This is a genomic window from Mycobacterium paraense (assembly GCF_002101815.1).
GTDB classification, from domain to species: Bacteria; Actinomycetota; Actinomycetes; order Mycobacteriales; family Mycobacteriaceae; genus Mycobacterium; species Mycobacterium paraense.
Genome location: NZ_LQPM01000015.1, coordinates 1 through 16,350 on the forward strand (window position 1 = coordinate 1; position 16,350 = coordinate 16,350).

General features: G+C 72.1%; 17 protein-coding genes. 6 read left to right on the top strand and 11 right to left on the bottom strand.

Going from position 1 to position 16,350, the window contains the following annotated elements; genetic code table 11:
• A partial coding sequence (locus AWB89_RS15075; protein WP_142282546.1) for a PE family protein occupies window positions 1–492 on the bottom strand: 492 nt, incomplete at its 3' end.
• A 180-nt stretch (window positions 493–672) separates the two neighbouring features.
• Entirely contained in the window at window positions 673–1,686 is a 1,014-nt protein-coding gene (locus AWB89_RS15080) for a uroporphyrinogen decarboxylase/cobalamine-independent methonine synthase family protein (RefSeq protein ID WP_085174733.1), read from the bottom strand.
• Between the two features lie 87 nt (window positions 1,687–1,773).
• Here AWB89_RS15080 and AWB89_RS15085 point away from each other — a divergent pair, with 87 nt between their 5' ends.
• Entirely contained in the window at window positions 1,774–2,415 is a 642-nt protein-coding gene (locus AWB89_RS15085) for a sensor domain-containing protein (RefSeq protein ID WP_085093840.1), read from the top strand.
• Between the two features lie 9 nt (window positions 2,416–2,424).
• Here AWB89_RS15085 and AWB89_RS15090 read toward each other — a convergent pair whose 3' ends face one another.
• From AWB89_RS15090 to AWB89_RS15120, 7 genes are all read right to left on the bottom strand, one after another.
• Window positions 2,425–2,709, bottom strand: coding sequence for a DUF4190 domain-containing protein (locus AWB89_RS15090; RefSeq protein WP_085174735.1), 285 nt, complete (start codon window positions 2,707–2,709; stop codon window positions 2,425–2,427).
• Between the two features lie 85 nt (window positions 2,710–2,794).
• Window positions 2,795–3,871 carry a tRNA 2-thiouridine(34) synthase MnmA gene (mnmA, locus tag AWB89_RS15095; RefSeq protein WP_142282547.1) on the bottom strand — a complete coding sequence of 359 codons (1,077 nt, stop codon included), beginning with the start codon at window positions 3,869–3,871 and terminating at the stop codon, window positions 2,795–2,797.
• Window positions 3,872–5,074 carry a cysteine desulfurase family protein gene (locus AWB89_RS15100; RefSeq protein WP_085174737.1) on the bottom strand — a complete coding sequence of 401 codons (1,203 nt, stop codon included), beginning with the start codon at window positions 5,072–5,074 and terminating at the stop codon, window positions 3,872–3,874.
• 33 nt (window positions 5,075–5,107) lie between these two features.
• Window positions 5,108–5,926, bottom strand: coding sequence for a lysophospholipid acyltransferase family protein (locus AWB89_RS15105; RefSeq protein WP_085093835.1), 819 nt, complete (start codon window positions 5,924–5,926; stop codon window positions 5,108–5,110).
• A complete protein-coding gene (locus AWB89_RS15110; RefSeq protein WP_085174739.1) occupies window positions 5,926–6,771 on the bottom strand; it encodes a GNAT family N-acetyltransferase in 846 nt (281 codons plus the stop codon). The genes AWB89_RS15105 and AWB89_RS15110 overlap by 1 nt, the downstream gene beginning before the upstream one ends.
• 155 nt (window positions 6,772–6,926) lie before the next feature.
• Window positions 6,927–7,883: an electron transfer flavoprotein subunit alpha/FixB family protein gene (locus AWB89_RS15115; protein WP_085093831.1), complete on the bottom strand. Its 957-nt coding sequence runs from the start codon at window positions 7,881–7,883 to the stop codon at window positions 6,927–6,929.
• Between the two features lie 36 nt (window positions 7,884–7,919).
• Window positions 7,920–8,720 (bottom strand): electron transfer flavoprotein subunit beta/FixA family protein, encoded by an 801-nt coding sequence (locus AWB89_RS15120; RefSeq protein WP_085093829.1) that lies wholly within the window; start codon window positions 8,718–8,720, stop codon window positions 7,920–7,922.
• A gap of 283 nt (window positions 8,721–9,003) precedes the next feature.
• Here AWB89_RS15120 and AWB89_RS15125 point away from each other — a divergent pair, with 283 nt between their 5' ends.
• From AWB89_RS15125 to AWB89_RS15140, 4 genes are read left to right on the top strand one after another with little or no spacing between them, the layout of a single operon-like run.
• Window positions 9,004–9,816 carry a class I SAM-dependent methyltransferase gene (locus AWB89_RS15125; protein WP_085174741.1) on the top strand — a complete coding sequence of 271 codons (813 nt, stop codon included), beginning with the start codon at window positions 9,004–9,006 and terminating at the stop codon, window positions 9,814–9,816.
• A gap of 26 nt (window positions 9,817–9,842) precedes the next feature.
• Window positions 9,843–11,393: a glycoside hydrolase family 57 protein gene (locus AWB89_RS15130; RefSeq protein WP_276073819.1), complete on the top strand. Its 1,551-nt coding sequence runs from the start codon at window positions 9,843–9,845 to the stop codon at window positions 11,391–11,393.
• 37 nt (window positions 11,394–11,430) lie between these two features.
• Window positions 11,431–12,675 carry a glycosyltransferase family 4 protein gene (locus AWB89_RS15135; RefSeq protein ID WP_085174785.1) on the top strand — a complete coding sequence of 415 codons (1,245 nt, stop codon included), beginning with the start codon at window positions 11,431–11,433 and terminating at the stop codon, window positions 12,673–12,675.
• A 4-nt stretch (window positions 12,676–12,679) separates the two neighbouring features.
• A complete protein-coding gene (locus AWB89_RS15140; protein WP_085174745.1) occupies window positions 12,680–14,029 on the top strand; it encodes a TIGR01777 family oxidoreductase in 1,350 nt (449 codons plus the stop codon).
• On the opposite strand, the gene AWB89_RS15145 is transcribed toward AWB89_RS15140, so the two are convergent.
• Both AWB89_RS15145 and AWB89_RS15150 read right to left on the bottom strand, forming a co-directional pair.
• The gene (locus AWB89_RS15145) at window positions 14,026–14,700 is read right to left on the bottom strand and encodes a phosphodiesterase (RefSeq protein ID WP_085174747.1); all 675 of its coding nucleotides are present in this window, start codon (window positions 14,698–14,700) and stop codon (window positions 14,026–14,028) included. The genes AWB89_RS15140 and AWB89_RS15145 overlap by 4 nt on opposite strands.
• A gap of 45 nt (window positions 14,701–14,745) precedes the next feature.
• Window positions 14,746–15,456 carry an Rv1815 family serine proteinase gene (locus AWB89_RS15150; protein WP_085174749.1) on the bottom strand — a complete coding sequence of 237 codons (711 nt, stop codon included), beginning with the start codon at window positions 15,454–15,456 and terminating at the stop codon, window positions 14,746–14,748.
• 386 nt (window positions 15,457–15,842) lie between these two features.
• Between AWB89_RS15150 and AWB89_RS15155 the strand changes: the two genes are divergently transcribed.
• A complete protein-coding gene (locus AWB89_RS15155; RefSeq protein ID WP_085174751.1) occupies window positions 15,843–16,280 on the top strand; it encodes an STAS domain-containing protein in 438 nt (145 codons plus the stop codon).
• The last annotated feature ends 70 nt before the right edge of the window (window positions 16,281–16,350 follow it).

The following is a 16,350-nucleotide window of genomic DNA, read 5'->3' on the forward strand; positions in this document are numbered from 1 at the left end:
CCCACCGTTACCACCGGCCAGGTGGGTCCCGCCGCCGGACCCGCCGGCCCCGCCGTCGCCGATCAGCCACCCGCCGGCCCCACCGGGCGCGCCCGTTCCCGGGGCCCCGTTGCCGCCGTTGCCGATCAGCGGGCGCCCGGTGAACTGGACGAACGGGGCGTTGATCTGGTTGAGGACATCCTGCGCGGACGGAAAAGCGGCGGCGGCCGCGGCGGCGGTCTCGGTGCCCAGATACGCCGCCGCGCCGCCGTGCAATAGGTTGACGAACTCCGCGTGGAAGGCCGCGGCCTGGGCGCCGAGCGCCTGGAACTCCAGGGCATGCGTGCTGAAAAGCGCGGCGATCGCGCCGGACACCTCATCGGCGGCCGCGGCGGTTATCCCCGTCGTGGACACGGACGCGGCGGCCCGCGCTTCCGTCAGCGCCGAGCCGATGTTCGCCAGATCTCCAGCCGCCGCCGTCACAAACTCCGGCGCCACAACAACGAACGACATGCCCGTGCCCCTTAACGTCGATCAGCCCGATTCGAGCGCCAGTCCGAAGGAGGCACGGGCGCAACGCGCATATTAACGTGTGCGTCAATTAATGGAAAGGGATTTCGCGAGAATTTCGCCAGAATTTAGACGGCCTGCTTAATTTAACTTCCCCGACGGAATTCGGCGAATTGAACCGAGCTAAATAGCGTCCGGGTCCTCCGCGAACGCCTCGGCCGCCTTGCGGGCCAGCCCGATCGCCGCGCGGGCCCACTCGGGCGTCGCCCCCGCCAGCCCACACGCCGGCGTGACGCCGATGCGCTCGCGCAGCGCGGAGCGCTCGAACGGGAGCCGATCGGTCACCGCTACCACCGCCGCGGCCACCTCCTCGGCCGAGGGCCGACGCCGCGGGGCGCTGGTTTCGACCACGCCCAGCATGACGGTGCGGCCCGATTCGACGAACCCGGCAATACCGTCCAGGTCCGCCGCGCGCAGCGTGCCCGCGTCCACCGACACGGCGCCAATCACGCTGCGCTGCAACAGGTCCCACGGCAGCTGCGGCGCGCAGCTGTGCACAAGCACGTCGGCGCCGACGATCGCGACGCACTCGTCGAGCAGTCCTTGAGCGACCGCCTCGTCGAGGGCGGCGACCGGGCTCAGCGCCGTCACCCCGCCCAGCTGCCCGCCCAGGGCCGCCGGCAGCGACGGCTCGTCGAACTGCACCACCACCGGCGTGTCGAGTCGCCGGGCCAGCGCCGACCGGTGCGCCGCGACGCCCTCGGCCAGCGACGCCGCCAGGTCGCGCACGGCGCCCGAATCGGTGATGGCCCGGTGGCCGTTGGCCAGCTCGAGCCCGGCGGCCAGCGTGATCGGGCCGGGGGCCTGCACCTTGACGACGCGCCCGGCGCCGCGCAGCCCCGCGGTCTCCCAGGCCTCCTCCAGCGCGTCCATGTCCTCGTCGAGGAGGCTGACCGCGCGGCGCGTCACCGCCCCGGGGCGCGCGACGATGCGGTAGCCGCGCGGCACGGTGTCGATGGCCACGTCGACCAGCAGCGCGCCGGCCCGCCCCAGCAGGTCGGCGCCCACGCCCCGGGCGGGCAGCTCGACGAGGTGGGCCAGCGCGCCCGCCAACTCACCGACGACGACCTCAGCGGCCGGGCGGGCCGCGGCGCCCGGCCACGAGCCGGTGCCGCTGGCGGTCGCGAAAACACTCACCGGCCAACCGTATTCGACGCGCGAGCGCGCGCCGGTCGCCAGGGGTGTTCGGGGCGGGTAGGTTCAAGCCCCAGAAGGGTGCGAAGGGTGTGGCGCAGAGCGAGACTCACGGGGCGGCTGCTGTTATGCGGCGCGGTGCTGCTGACGGCGTGCACCCGGGTGGTGGGCGGCACCGCCCTGGTGGGATTCGGGCCCGGCGCCAAGGGCGTGCACGGCGTCAACGTCGACACGATCCTGCTCGACCAGCCGCGGATGCGCGCGATCACCGGCGCCGGCGAACACCTGACGATCATTCCCTCGATGGACGGCAGCCGGCCGGTGGACATCGACGCGCTCGCCGACACCACGCCCGCCGAATGCCGGTTCCTGTATGCCGAGACGGCGACGTTCGGGCCCGACATCGAGGAGTTCCACAAGACCACGTTCCAGGACCCGCCCGACGGCGCGCTGATCTCCGAGGGCGCCGCGGCCTACCCGGACGTCGACACCGCGCGGCGCGCCTTCGGCGCCCTGGTGACCGCCGTCGGCAACTGCGCGGGCGGCTCGTCGGGCCAGCTGCTGGTCGGTGACTGGACCTCCAACGCCAACTCGCTGCACCTGGGTCCCGGCGGGTGCGGGCGCGACTACCGGGTGCTGTCGGTGGCCATGGTGGAGGTCACGTTCTGCGGGTTCGCGCAATCGGTGTCCGACATCGTGATGACGAACATCGCCGCCAACGTGCCCGGCTAGCTCACCAGCTCACCAATGCGCCGTCGTGAACAACTCGAAGTTCGCCTGACCGCTGTGGATCCACATCGCCACGTGCAGGGCGGTGAAGGCCACCGAGACCGCCAGGGCGGCGACCGCCAGCGCGTAACCGTTCTGGTCGCGGCGCTTGGCCTGGCGCAGCGCGGCGACGGCGAGGACGCCGCTGAAGATGGGGCTGCCGTACATGCCCATCAGGCTCAGCACGAACGCCGCGATGGCAAGGGCGTTGGTCTGGACGGCCGGCACCTCGCGTGCCGCGATCTGGTGTGTGCTCATGTCTGCCGATTCCTTTCCTGGCTGTCACGGAAAGGTTTCAAGACGCCCCTTGGCGCATCCTCGACGAATTCTTGGAACCGCGAAATCAGCGGGAGGTCGCGGCGATCGTGGCGCTGCCGAGCACCTCGTCGCCGTCGGCGTCCGGGCGGTAGAGCACCAGCGTCTGGCCGCACGCCACGCCACGCAGCGGCACCCGCAGCCGCACGACGAGCTCGTCGCCCACCAGCTCGGCGACGGCTTCGACCGCTTCGCCGTGCGCGCGCACCTGCACCGCGCACTCGACGGGCCCGTGGGGCGCCGTCCCCGCGGTGAACACCGGGGACCGCCCGACCAGCGCGCGGACCTCGAGGTCGGCGGCGTCGCCCACCTGGACCGTCCCCGTCTCGGCGTCGATGGACGTGACGTAGCGCGGGCGGCCGTCGGGTCCCGGCCCGGCGATGCCCAGGCCCTTGCGCTGCCCGATGGTGAAACCGTGCACGCCGTCATGGGTGGCCAGCACGGCGCCGTCGGCCGTGACGACGGCCCCGCGGCGCACCCCGATCCGCGCGCCCAGAAAGGCCCGGGTGTCCCCGGACGGGATGAAGCAGATGTCGTGGCTGTCGGGCTTGTCGGCGACGGCCAGCCCGCGACGGGCCGCCTCGGCCCGGATGCGGGGCTTCGCCGTATCGCCGATCGGAAACGCCGCGTGCCGCAACTGCTCGGCGGTCAGCACGGCCAGCACGTACGACTGATCCTTGCCCTGGTCGACGGCGCGGCGCAGCCGCCCGCCGGACAGCCGCGCGTAGTGGCCCGTCGCGACCGTATCGAATCCCAGCGCAACGGCTTTCGCCGACAGCGCCGAGAACTTGATCCGCTGGTTGCACCGCACGCACGGGTTGGGCGTTTCCCCGCGGGCGTACGACTCGACGAAATCGTCGATCACGTCCGCCTTGAACCGCTCCGCGAAATCCCAGACGTAGAAGGGGATCCCGAGGATGTCGGCGACGCGGCGCGCGTCGGCGGCGTCCTCCTTCGAGCAGCAGCCCCGCGAGCCGGTGCGCAACGCGCCCGGCGCCGACGACAGCGCCAGGTGCACGCCGACCACGTCGTGCCCGGCGTCGACCATGCGAGCGGCGGCGACGGACGAGTCGACGCCACCACTCATCGCGGCGAGGACCTTCACTTACGGCGCCCCCGCGGCGGCCAGCGCGGCCCGCCGGGCGCGGTCCACGGCCCCGGGCAACACCCGCAGCACGGCGTCGACGTCGGCGTCAACGCTGGTGTGCCCCAACGAGAGTCGCAACGATCCGCGGGCGCTGGCCGGGTCGGCGCCCATCGCGGTCAGCACGTGCGACGGCTGCGCGACACCGGCCGTGCAGGCCGAACCCGTCGAACACTCGATCCCGTTGGCGTCCAACAGCATCAACAGCGCGTCGCCCTCGCAGCCGCGGAAGGTGAAGTGCGCGTTGCCGGGCAGCCGCTGGGGGTACATCCCGCTCGCGGGGGACGGGTCGCGGGCGCCGTTGAGGCTGACGTCGTCGATGCCGGCCAGCACGCCCTCGACCAGCCGGTCGCGCAGCGCCCGCACGCGCGCAGCGTTGGGTTCCAGCCCCTCCACCGCGATCCGGGCCGCCGCCGCCATACCGACGGCACCGGCGACATCCGGTGTGCCGGAACGGATGTCGCGCTCCTGGCCGCCGCCGTGCGACAGCGGCACGCAGGCGACGTCGCGGCGCAGCAGCAGCGCCCCCACGGCGGGCGGGCCGCCGAACTTGTGCGCGGTGACGCTCATCGCCGACAGCCCGCTGGCGGCGAAGTCGACGGGCAGCTGCCCCACCGCCTGCACGGCGTCGCTGTGCATCGGGACCCCGAACTCCGCGGCCACGGCGGCCAGCTCGGCGACCGGCAGCACGGTGCCGACCTCGTTGTTGGCCCACATCACCGACACCAGCGCGACGTCGTCGTGGCGCGTGAGCGCCTCGCGCAGCGCGGTCACCGACACCGAGCCGTCGGCGGCGGTGGGCAGCCAGGTCACCTCGGCGCCCTCGTGCTCGGCGAGCCAGTTCACCGAGTCGAGCACGGCGTGGTGTTCGACCGCACTGGTGACGATGCGCCGGCGGCGCGGGTCGGCGGCGCGCCGCGCCCAGTAGATGCCCTTGACGGCCAGGTTGTCGCTCTCGGTGCCGCCGGCGGTGAAGATGACCTCGGACGGGCGCGCGCCCAGCTTGGCCGCGATCAGCTCGCGGGATTCCTCGATCCGCCGCCGTGCCGCCCGGCCGCTGGTGTGCAGCGACGACGCGTTGCCGACCGTGCCGAGCACGGCCGTCATCGCCTCGATGGCGGCGGGGTGCATCGGGGTGGTGGCGGCGTGATCGAGGTAGACCATGACGCGCCCCACGATACCGGCAGGTCCGGTCGGTTAACCCACCAGCACGTGGCGGCGGCCCGGGCGCTGCGGCACCCCGACGCCCACCGCCGACTGGCAACGGCGGGCCAGCGCCCGCCGATCGGTGCCCGGCAGCTGCAGGGATTCCACGTGGACATGCGCCCACGTGCGCCGCACGGCCAGCAGCCGGCACATCGACCGCCACAGGGTGTCGTCACCGACGAAGGCCGGGGCGGTCGACACGCAGCCGTCGACGTGGTGATAGGTCAGCCGGAGCGGCTGCACGGGGCGACCGGCGTCGATCGCGGCCTGGAACATCGCCGGATAGAACGACCCACACGCCAGCCCGCACCACGTGGTGCCCTCGGGAAACGCCACCACGGTCTGACCCGCGCGCAGCCGGTGCGCGACGGCCTCGACGACCCCGGGCAGCCGCCGCAGGTTGGCCCGTTCGATGGGGATGATCTTGAGCAGCCGCACCGCAAGGTCGCCGAACAGGTCGGCGCGGGCCACGAACGACCCGGGCAGCACCGACCCGATGGCGAACACATCCAGCCACGACATGTGCGGGCTGACCACCAGCACGCCGCGCAGGTTCCGGATCGGGCTGCCCGACACGCTGATCCGGACCCCGAAGCAGCGCAGCACCACCCGGCAGTAGAACCTCTGCACCCGCGCCTGGCCCGGCAGGGGCACCAGCGCCAACGGCACCACCGGCACCAGCAGCAGCGCCAACAGGACGCGCAGCGTCACCCGCAGCACCACCCGCCACCTCGGGGAGGCGGGGCCGACACGCACGCAGCTGCCGTCACACGTCGCGCGGGGCAGCCAGGAGTGGCCGGCGACGGCCATCAGGCGCCGCCCACCATGTCGGCAGCCGCCGAGACCGACCGCAGCCGCTTGAGATATCGGATATCGGCGCGCCGCTTGTCCAGCAGCACGCAGAAGTCACCGACCCCGAAGTCCGGGTCGTGCGCGGGCTCGCCGCAGACCTGGGCGCCCAGCCGCAGGTAGCCGCGCATCAGCGGCGGCACCGCCGGGCGCCCCGGCGCGGGGATGTCGTCGAGGGCCCGCCCGCCGACGCGGACCGGCCGGTACGGGCGCACCCGGTGCTCCGGCGGTGCGGCGTGCCGGTCGAGGATGAAGTCGCGGACGCCGCGCAGCTGGCTGCCCGGCACGTCACCGTCGGAGGCGTCGCCGATGGGCACCGACACGCAGCCGGTCACGTAGTCGTAGCCGTACCGGTCCAGGTAGGCCAGGATGCCGGCCCACATCAGCAGCACCACACCGCCGTTGCGGTGGCCGTCGCGGACCACCGCGCGCCCCATCTCGACCAGCGACGGCCGCAGCGAGTCGAAGGCGCGGACGTCGAATTCCGTTGCGGTGTAAAGGCCCCCGGCCGCGATGGCGCCCGCGGGCGCCAGCATCCGGTAGCAACCCACCAACTCGCCGGTGTCATCGTCGCGGACCAGCAGGTGGTCGCAGTGCTCGTCGAACCGGTCGACGTCGATGCCCGCGGCGCCGCCCGCCGGCAGCGTGAATCCCGGTGTGCTGCTGAACACGTCGTAGCGGAGCCGTTGCGCCGCCTCGATCAGGCTGGGGTCGGTGGACAGCAACAGCGAATAGCGCGGCCCGGCCGAGCCGGCCGCCGCGCCCTCCGGCAAGGCGGCGGCTATCAGGACAGAAGCAATGCTCATGGAAACTAACGTCGCGTAATCGATGAGCTAATCGGCATCGCCGCGCTGACGTGTCGGTGCACGTCAGATGACGAAACGTGCCCCGGGTGAACAAACGTGAAAGCCCCCGACACGCCGGGGTGTCGGGGGCTTTTACGACTATTAGCGCGGGAAAATTACCCCTTGCGCGCCTTAATCGCGTCGGTCAGCTGCGGGGCCACCTTGAACAGGTCGCCCACCACGCCGTAGTCGGCGATCTCGAAGATCGGCGCCTCTTCGTCCTTGTTGACCGCGACGATCGTCTTGGAGGTCTGCATGCCCGCGCGGTGCTGGATCGCCCCGGAGATGCCCAGCGCGATGTAGAGCTGCGGGGACACCGTCTTGCCGGTCTGGCCGACCTGGAACTGGCCCGGGTAGTAGCCGGAGTCCACCGCGGCGCGCGACGCGCCGACGGCCGCACCCAGCGAGTCGGCCAGCGCCTCGACGACGTTGAAGTTCTCCGCGCTGCCGACGCCGCGGCCACCGGAGACCACGATGCTGGCCTCGGTGAGCTCGGGGCGGTCACCGGCGACCGCGGGCTCGCGGGCGGTGATCTTGGTGGCGTTCTCGGCGGGCGCCGGAACCTCGACGGTGACCTGCTCACCGGCGCCGGCCTGCGGCTCGGCGTCGATGGCGCCACCGCGCACGGTGATCACCGGGGTGTCGCCGTTGGCCTGCGACTCGACGGTGAACGCGCCACCGAAGATCGAGTGGACGGCCTTGTTGCCCTCCTGGACCCCCACCACGTCGACCAGCAGGCCGGACCCGATCCGGGCGGCGAGCCGGCCCGCGATCTCCTTGCCGTCGGCGTTGGCGGACAACAGGATTGCGGCGGGCGAGTTCGACTCGGCCAGCGAGGCCAGCACGTCGACGACCGGGGTGATCAGGTAGTTCTCCACGTCGTCGGACTCGGCGACGTAGATCTTGGCGGCGCCGGCCTCCTTCAGGCCGTCGGCCAGCGGCGCGGCCGTGCCCGGCGCGCCGACGACGACGGCGGCCGGCTCGCCCAGCGCGCGGGCGGCGGTGATCAGCTCGGAGGTGACTTTCTTCAGGGCGCCTTCGGCGTGCTCGACGAGCACCAAAACTTCAGCCATGGGTTATGTCGCTCTTCTCGTGTCTAAGGGGGCTTGTCAGATGATCTTCTGGCCGACCAGGTACTGGGCGATCTGGTTGCCGCCCTCACCCTCGTCGGTGACCTTCTCACCCGCGGTCTTGGGCGGCTTGGGCGTCGACGACAGCACGGTCGACCCGGCGTTGGCGAGCCCGACCTCGTCGCCCTCGACCCCGATCTCGCCCAGGGTCAGCACCGTGACCTCTTTCTTCTTCGCGGCCATGATGCCCTTGAAGGACGGGAAGCGCGGTTCGTTGATCTTCTCGGTCACGCTCACCACCGCGGGCAGGGTGGCCTCGAGGCTGAAGACACCGTCGTCGGTCTCGCGCTCACCGGTGATCTTGCCGCCCTCGACCGACAGCTTGCGCAGGTGCGTCAGCTGCGGCAGCCCCAGGTACTCGGCGATGATGGCCGGGACGGCACCGCCGGAGCCGTCGGTGGATTCGTTGCCGGCGATGACCAGCTCGGTGCCCTCGATGGTGCCCAGCGCCCGCGCCAGCGCCCAGGCGGTCTGGACCACGCAGGAGCCGTGCATGCCGTCGTCCTTGAGGTGGACGGCCTTGTCGGCGCCCATGGACAGGGCCTTGCGGATCGCCTCAGTGGCGCGCTCGGGGCCGGCGGTCAGCACGGTCACCGAGCCCTCGGTGCCGTCGGCGGCTTCCTTCTCGCGAATCTGCAGCGCCTCTTCCACGGCGCGCTCGTTGATCTCGTCCAGCACCGCGTCGGCGGCCTCGCGGTCCAGCGTGTAATCGCCGTCGGTGAGCTTGCGCTCCGACCAGGTGTCTGGGACCTGCTTGATCAGGACCACGATGTTCGTCATGAGTCTGGTTCGTCCTCCTCGAAGGGGTCCCACAGCGGTCGACTGGGGACCTCGGTCACGCACTATTTGTCTGCACAGCGTGTTACTGGCGGGTAACTTTGTGCGGTCTGCTCTCACACCATAGCGGGTCACGCAGGCACTACTGCCCGGCTCCTCCCCCGTCCGCCAGCGCGGACGGCGTCGTCACCGGGCGGCAGGTTCTTTCGCCCTGTCCGCCGCTGCCAACAGGGGTGCCCAGTTCCCGGTTCGCGAATCGGACACTTCGCGTTAGCCTCCCTATGCAATGAGCGCACACGTGTCCGACGTTCCCCGCGACGTGCCGGGCGACCCCTCGCCGGGGGCCCCGGGACAAGACCCAGCGGTGTTGACGCTGACGGGCGAGCGCACCATCCCGGGTCTCGACATCGAGAACTATTGGTTCCGCCGCCACCAGGTCGTCTACCAGCGACTGGCGCCGCGCTGCGCGGGCCTCGAGGTGCTTGAGGCCGGCTGCGGCGAGGGGTACGGGGCCGACCTAATCGCCGCCGTCGCGCGCCGGGTCGTCGCGGTGGACTACGACGCGGCCGCGGTGGCCCACGTCCGGGCGCGCTATCCGCGCGTGGAGGTCATGCAGGCCAACCTCGCGGAGCTGCCGCTGCCCGACGCGTCGGTGGATATTGTGGTGAACTTCCAAGTCATCGAGCACCTGTGGGACCAGCCACAGTTCGTCGCCGAGTGCGCGCGGGTGCTGCGCCCGTCGGGGCTGCTGATGGTGTCCACCCCCAACCGGATCACCTTTTCGCCGGGCCGTGACACGCCGATCAACCCGTTCCACACCCGCGAGCTCAACGCCGCCGAGCTGACCGAGCTGCTCCTCGACGCCGGCTTCGCCCAGGTCTCGGTCACCGGCCTGCACCACGGCGCGCGGCTGCGCGAGATGGACGCCCGCCACGGCGGGTCCATCATCGACGCGCAGATCGCGGTGGCGGTGGCCGGACGGCCGTGGCCGCCGGAACTGGCGGCCGACGTCGCCGCCGTCGCCTGCGACGACTTCGAGATCCTCGACACCGACATCGACGACAGCCTGGACCTCATCGCGATCGCGGTGCGCCCGTGAGCGGCTCCGAGGCGTCCGTGCCCGGCATGTTCACCTTGGTGCTGCACACGCACCTGCCGTGGCTGGCCCACCACGGCCGCTGGCCGGTCGGCGAGGAATGGCTGTATCAGTCCTGGGCGGCGTCCTACCTGCCGCTGCTGCGGGTGCTGCATACGCTGGCCGACGAGGATCGGCACCGGCTGATCACGCTCGGCGTCACCCCGGTGGTCAACGCCCAGCTCGACGACCCGTACTGCCTCGACGGCATGCATCACTGGCTGGCCAACTGGCGGCTGCGCGCCACCGAGGCCGCCAGCGTGCGCTCCATCCCGCGATCCAAGTCGGCCGGCTACCAGTCCTGCACGCCGGAAGCGTTGCGGACCTTCGGGATTCGCGAATCCGCCGAGGCGGACCGGGCGCTCGAAGACTTCGCCACCCTGTGGCGGCACGGCGGCAGCCCGCTGCTGCGGGGCCTGGTCGACACCGGCACGGTGGAGTTGCTGGGCGGCCCGCTGGCCCACCCGTTCCAGCCGCTGCTCAATCCGCGGCTGCGCGAGTTCGCGCTGCGCGAGGGCCTGGTCGACGCCCGGCAGCGGCTGGCGCACCTCCCGACCGGCATCTGGGCGCCCGAATGCGCCTACGCCCCGGGCATGGAACACGACTACGCCGCCGCGGGCGTCACGCACTTCATGGTCGACGGCCCCTCGCTGCACGGCGACACCGCCCTGGGCCGGCCGGTCGGTGACACCGACGTCGTCGCGTTCGGGCGCGACCTGCAGGTCAGCTACCGCGTGTGGTCGCCGAAATCCGGCTACCCCGGCCACCCCGCCTACCGCGACTTCCACACCTACGACCACCTGACCGGCCTCAAACCGGCGCGCGTGACCGGGCGCAACGTGTCCTCGGAGGGCAAGGCGCCCTACGACCCCGAGCGCGCCGACCACGCCGTCGACGTCCACGTCGCCGACTTCGTCGACGTGGTGCGCGCCCGGCTGACGAGCGAATCGGAGCGCATCGGGCGCCCCGCCCACGTCATCGCCGCCTTCGACACCGAGCTGTTCGGCCACTGGTGGTACGAGGGCCCGGCGTGGCTGGAGCGGGTGCTGCGCGCGCTGCCCGCCGCGGGGGTGCGGGTGGGCACCCTGCGCGACGCGATCGACGGCGGCTTCGTCGGCGCCCCGGTCGCCCTGCCGCCCAGCTCGTGGGGCTCGGGCAAGGACTGGCAGGTGTGGGCGGGCGAGCAGGTGACCGATTTGGTCCAGCTGAACACCGAGGTGGTCGACACCGCGCTGAGCACGGTCGACAAGGCGCTGTCGCAGACGGCGTCGCTGGACGGGCCGATCCCCCGCGACCACGTCGCCGACCAGATCCTGCGCGAGACGCTGCTCACCGTCTCCAGCGACTGGCCGTTCATGGTGAGCAAGGACTCGGCCGCCGACTACGCCCGCTACCGCGCCCACCTGCACGCGCACGCCACCCGCGAGATCGCCGGGGCGCTGGCCTCGGGCCGGCGCGATGCCGCGCAGCGGCTGGCCGAGGGGTGGAACCGCGCCGACGGCCTGTTCGGCGCCCTGGATGCGCGTAGGCTGCCGCGGTGAGGTGCGGACAGCCGCGCCGCAGAGGGTGGGCAAGCGCGTGAAAATCCTGATGGTGTCGTGGGAGTACCCGCCGGTCGTGATCGGCGGGCTGGGCCGGCACGTGCATCACCTCTCGACCGCGCTGGCCGCCGCGGGCCACGACGTCGTCGTCCTGTCGCGCCGCCCCACGGGCACCGATCCCAGCACGCACCCGTCGTCCGACGAGGCCAGCGAGGGCGTCCGGGTGATCGCCGCCGCGCAGGATCCGCACGAATTCACCTTCGGCGACGACATGATGGCCTGGACCCTGGCGATGGGCCACTCGATGGTCCGCGCCGGGCTCGGCCTGAAGAAGCCGGGCACCGACCGCCCGTGGCGTCCCGACGTGGTGCACGCCCACGACTGGCTGGTGGCCCACCCCGCCATTGCGCTGGCCGAATTCTATGACGTGCCAATGGTTTCCACGATCCACGCGACCGAGGCCGGGCGGCATTCCGGGTGGATCTCCGGGCGGATCAGCCGCCAGGTGCACGCGGTGGAATCGTGGCTGGTGCGCGAATCCGACTCGCTGATCACGTGTTCGGCCTCGATGGGCGACGAGATCACCGAGCTGTTCGGCCCCGGCCTGGCCGAGATCACCGTGATCCGCAACGGCATTGACGCGGCGCGCTGGCCGTTCGCGGCGCGGCGCCCGCGCCCGGGCCCGCCCGAGCTGCTCTACCTGGGTCGGCTCGAGTACGAGAAGGGCGTGCACGACGTCATCGCCGCACTGCCGCGCGTGCGGCGCGCCCACCCGGGCACCACGCTCACCATCGCCGGCGAGGGCACGCAGCTGGACTGGCTCGTCGAGCAGGCGCGTAAACACCGGGTGCTCAAGGCGATTCGGTTCGTCGGGCATCTCGAGCACGCCGAATTGCTGGCTGTCCTGCACCGGGCCGACGCCGCGGTGCTGCCCAGCCACTACGAGCCGTTCGGCATCGTCGCGCTGGAGGCCGCCGCGGCCGGCACCCCGCTGGTGACGTCCAACATCGGCGGCCTGGGCGAGGCGGTGATCAACGGGCAGACCGGGGTGTCGTGCCCGCCGCGCGACGTGCGGGCGCTGGCCTCGGCGATCCGCACGGTGCTCGACGACCCGCTGGCCGCGCAGCGGCGCGCCCGCGCCGCCCGCGAACGGCTCACCTCGGCCTTCGACTGGCACACGGTGGCCGAGGAGACCGCGCAGGTCTACCTGGCGGCCAAGCGCGGCGAACGGCAGCCCCGGCCACGGCTGCCCATCGTCGAGCACGCGCTGCCCGACCGCTGACGTCATGGGACTGGAATATTCGAGCGTCGTCGACGCGCCGCGCGCCGACGTCTTCGCCTGGCACGCCCGACCGGGCGCCTTCAACCGGCTGTCGCCGCCGTGGCAACCCATGCGGGTGGTGCACGAGGCGGCCTCGCTCGCCGACGGCCGCGCCACGCTGGCGCTGCCCGGCGGCCTGCGGTGGGTGGCCGAACATCAGGCGGACTCCTACGATCCACCCCGACGGTTCGTCGACGCCATCGGCAGCGCGGGGCCGGCGTCGGTGCCGGCGCGAATCGTGGTGCGGTGGCGGCACACCCACGAGTTCGAGGACGTCGGCGACAACCGGACCCGGGTCATCGACCGGGTCGACACGCCGGTGCCCGCGTCGCTGCTGCGCCCCATGTTCGCCTACCGCCACCGTCAGCTGGCCGACGACCTGGCCGCCCACCGGCTGGCCGCCGAGCGCGGCCTGACGCCGAAGACGATCGCGGTCACGGGGGCGTCCGGGCTGGTCGGTTCGGCGTTGACCGCCTTCCTGCGCACGGGCGGCCACCGCGTCATCGCGCTGGTCCGGCGGGCGCCCGACGGCGACGACGAGCGGCGGTGGAACCCCGACGAGCCCGACGCCGAGCTGCTCGCCGGGGTGGACGCGGTGATCCACCTGGCCGGCGCCTCGATCGCCGGCCGCTTCAGCGACGCGCACCGAAAGGCCATCCGCGACAGCAGGATCGGGCCGACGCGCCGGCTCGCCGAGCTCCTCGGCCGCACCGATCCCCGGCCGGCGGTGTTCGTCTCGGCGTCGGCGATCGGGTACTACGGCTACGACCGCGGCGACGAGACCCTCACCGAGGACAGCGACCGCGGCGACGGGTTTTTGGCCGACGTCGTCGCCGAGTGGGAGGACGCGGCCGCGCCCGCGGAACGCGCGGGCGTGCGGGCGGTGCGGGTGCGCACCGGCATCGTGCAATCACCCCGTGGCGGCACGCTGAAGCTGCTGCGTCCGCTGTTCGCCGCGGGGATCGGTGGCCGGCTCGGCGACGGCCGGCAGTGGCTGTCGTGGATCGGGATCGACGACCTGGTCGACGTCTATCACCGCGCCCTGTGGGACACGGAGCTGTCGGGTCCGGTGAATGCCGTTGCGCCGCAACCCGTTCGCAACGAGGAGTACACCCGCACCCTGGCCCGGGTGCTGCGCCGGCCCGCGGTATTGCCGGTGCCGTCGCTCGGGCCGCGGCTGCTGCTGGGCGAGCAGGGCGCCCGCGAACTCGCCCGCGCGAGCCAACGAGCGCTCCCCCACCGGCTGGCCGCGGCCGGGCACCGGTTTCGCCGGCCCGACCTGGACGGGGCGCTGCGGCACCTGTTGGGCCGCTAGTCCGCGTCCCGGCCGTCGCGGCTGCGCTGATAGGCGCGCGCCCGCAGCTCGGCGAGCCACTCCGGGTAGAGGCTCAGTCCCGGTGCGGTGTTGGCGACCGGATCGAACGACACGTCCGGCTCCTGGTCGAGGACACCGGTCAGCGTCAGCCGGGCCAGCGGCGCGAAATCGCCCCTGCCACAGGCCTGGTCGATGGCGAAGTCGATGCCGCCACCGTCGATCGCGCGCCGGATGCTGTCCAGGGAGAGGCCAAAGCCGTTGACGGCGCTGATGCTTTGGGCGCGCAGCCACCAGACGTTGCCCTGGTAGCGCAGCGGCATGAGGCTGGTCAGGGTCTGCCCGGTCCACGACACGGTGGGCCGCAGCGCCACCGCCCGGGCCAGCACGCCCGATCCCGCGGACACCAGCAGGATGTCCCACGGGCCGGCCCCCTCCTGCTGCGGCGCGACCCGGAACGCCAGGCCGATGAAGTCGGGCAGCGCACCCGGGGTCCCGGCGGCCTTCGAGACGCGCGCGACGACCTCGGATGACGGCAGGGGCAACCCGTCGGCCGCGGGCGCGGTCCGTTCGATGAAGCCTTCCGCCAGCACGCCGACGGGATGGAAGAACCGGCGGCCGCGCAGGGCGGCTCCCCACTGGAAGGGCTTGGTGACCAGGTCGGAAACGTTCACCGGCGCCGGGTTCCCGTTCTCCGCCGGGAAAAACCACCGGGCCGATCAAGCGGTCCGGTCGGCCAGCCGCACTTCGGACGGCGGTTGCGGTCGCTGCTCACCGCGCGAATGGGCGTCGATGTAGAGCTGCCGCATGACCGCCTGCCAGGTCTCCAGCTCCGGCGCGGACCTCCACATGCCCTCGTACAAGCCGACCACGACGGCGCCGCCGTCGTCGGTCAGGGCGTACACGGGGCCGCCGAAGTCGCGGTTGTCGACGGCCATGTCGGGGATGGTGAAGCGGCCGTTGCTGACCGGGCCGATCGAGCCGCAGCGCTGACCGGCGGATACCCGGAACTGGCACACCGGCAGGCCCTGTTGCGCGTCCAGGGCCGGCGCCTCGCGCAGATGGCGTCCGGTCGGCAGCACGTCGGTGGCGGTCACCTCGGGGGCCAGCATGATGACCTCGTATTCGACGGGCAGCGCCGCGTTGTCCGACGCGTCGACGGCGACCTGCCGCCGTGCCATCATGACCGCCCCGACCAGATGCCCGTCCCGGTCCGTCACGATCGGCCCGTCGCCGCACTGACCGGTCGTCAGCGCGACGTGCAACCGCAATTGGATGAATCCCACCATGCAAGCCGTGTCGCCCTGACGAATTTGCATGCCGGGGAAAGCCGTGACGCCGGAACCGGCGTGAGCCGCGGGGGCCGCACCGAAAAACATCAGCACGCACACAAATGCACTCGCTAAACGACGGCCACAAATCGCTTCCATTGGGCCACACCGTCCCTCGCATTGCGGACGGCACTCGCATACCCGCAATCAATGCGGCCAAACGGGACCCAATAGGGGTGCAGCGCCGGGCCCAGCGAAGCCAGAAAACGAACACTTCGCGGCTCGCGCGAGCCTTCGGCTCCCGCGGGAAAGCGCTGATCGGGTCGCCGACGCGCTCGTCACCGGGCCGAACTTGCGCACGCAATGATCCGACTCCGCGGGCTCGCCGGGGCTAGGCTGGAATCTGGTTGAGTTCACAGCTAAGTGTCTTGGAGCCCGGCGCCCTGCGCGTCCCTCCCCCTCACCACTCCCGATCGGTGCGTCCCATGACCGCTCAACACTTCACCAATTCAGCTCGTCCCGGCCAGCCCGAGCGCTGCCGGTACATGGCCGACTTCAATGGCGCGCGGCTGTACGTTTTTGCGCGCAGCCTGGGCACCGTCCTGTGCGTCGACGGCGAAATTGACGCGTCGAATGCGGACGACGTCGCCCACGCGGTCCGGCGGTTTGCCCGGCTGAAAAGTCCCCTCGTCCTCGACCTGAGCCACCTGGAATTTCTCGGCACCGACGGTTTTCGAGCGCTGCTCGTGCTCAACCACGAGAACCAAAGGTCCCGGGTGCATTGCAGCGTGGTCGCGGGCGCCGCGCTGCGCCCGCTGCTTCGCATCGTCAGGGACCACGGTCTGCCCGTCGTCGGATCGGTCGCCGAAGCCCTGCAGCTCATCGAGGACATCGTCAGGGCGCGGCGCGAATTGCTCTCGGGGGCCGTCCGCTATCGGCGGCCGCTGCCCGATCGGGCGCGCCTCACCGCCATCCCCTCCTGAGCCCGTCGGCGGTAGGCGACCGGGCGATCCGCGTCCCCGGCCGACCGAATGCACCACTGGCGGATGGCGC

Coding starts and splice junctions, on each gene's coding strand:
- AWB89_RS15090 (WP_085174735.1), bottom strand. CDS start 2,709: ATGAGCACACACCAGATCGCGGCACGCGAGGTGCCGGCCGTCCAGACC.
- AWB89_RS15120 (WP_085093829.1), bottom strand. CDS start 8,720: ATGACGAACATCGTGGTCCTGATCAAGCAGGTCCCAGACACCTGGTCG.
- AWB89_RS15100 (WP_085174737.1), bottom strand. CDS start 5,074: ATGGTCTACCTCGATCACGCCGCCACCACCCCGATGCACCCCGCCGCC.
- AWB89_RS15125 (WP_085174741.1), top strand. CDS start 9,004: ATGAGCGCACACGTGTCCGACGTTCCCCGCGACGTGCCGGGCGACCCC.
- AWB89_RS15140 (WP_085174745.1), top strand. CDS start 12,680: ATGGGACTGGAATATTCGAGCGTCGTCGACGCGCCGCGCGCCGACGTC.
- AWB89_RS15110 (WP_085174739.1), bottom strand. CDS start 6,771: ATGAGCATTGCTTCTGTCCTGATAGCCGCCGCCTTGCCGGAGGGCGCG.
- AWB89_RS15115 (WP_085093831.1), bottom strand. CDS start 7,883: ATGGCTGAAGTTTTGGTGCTCGTCGAGCACGCCGAAGGCGCCCTGAAG.
- AWB89_RS15130 (WP_276073819.1), top strand. CDS start 9,843: ATGTTCACCTTGGTGCTGCACACGCACCTGCCGTGGCTGGCCCACCAC.
- AWB89_RS15155 (WP_085174751.1), top strand. CDS start 15,843: ATGGCCGACTTCAATGGCGCGCGGCTGTACGTTTTTGCGCGCAGCCTG.
- AWB89_RS15105 (WP_085093835.1), bottom strand. CDS start 5,926: ATGGCCGTCGCCGGCCACTCCTGGCTGCCCCGCGCGACGTGTGACGGC.
- AWB89_RS15150 (WP_085174749.1), bottom strand. CDS start 15,456: ATGGAAGCGATTTGTGGCCGTCGTTTAGCGAGTGCATTTGTGTGCGTG.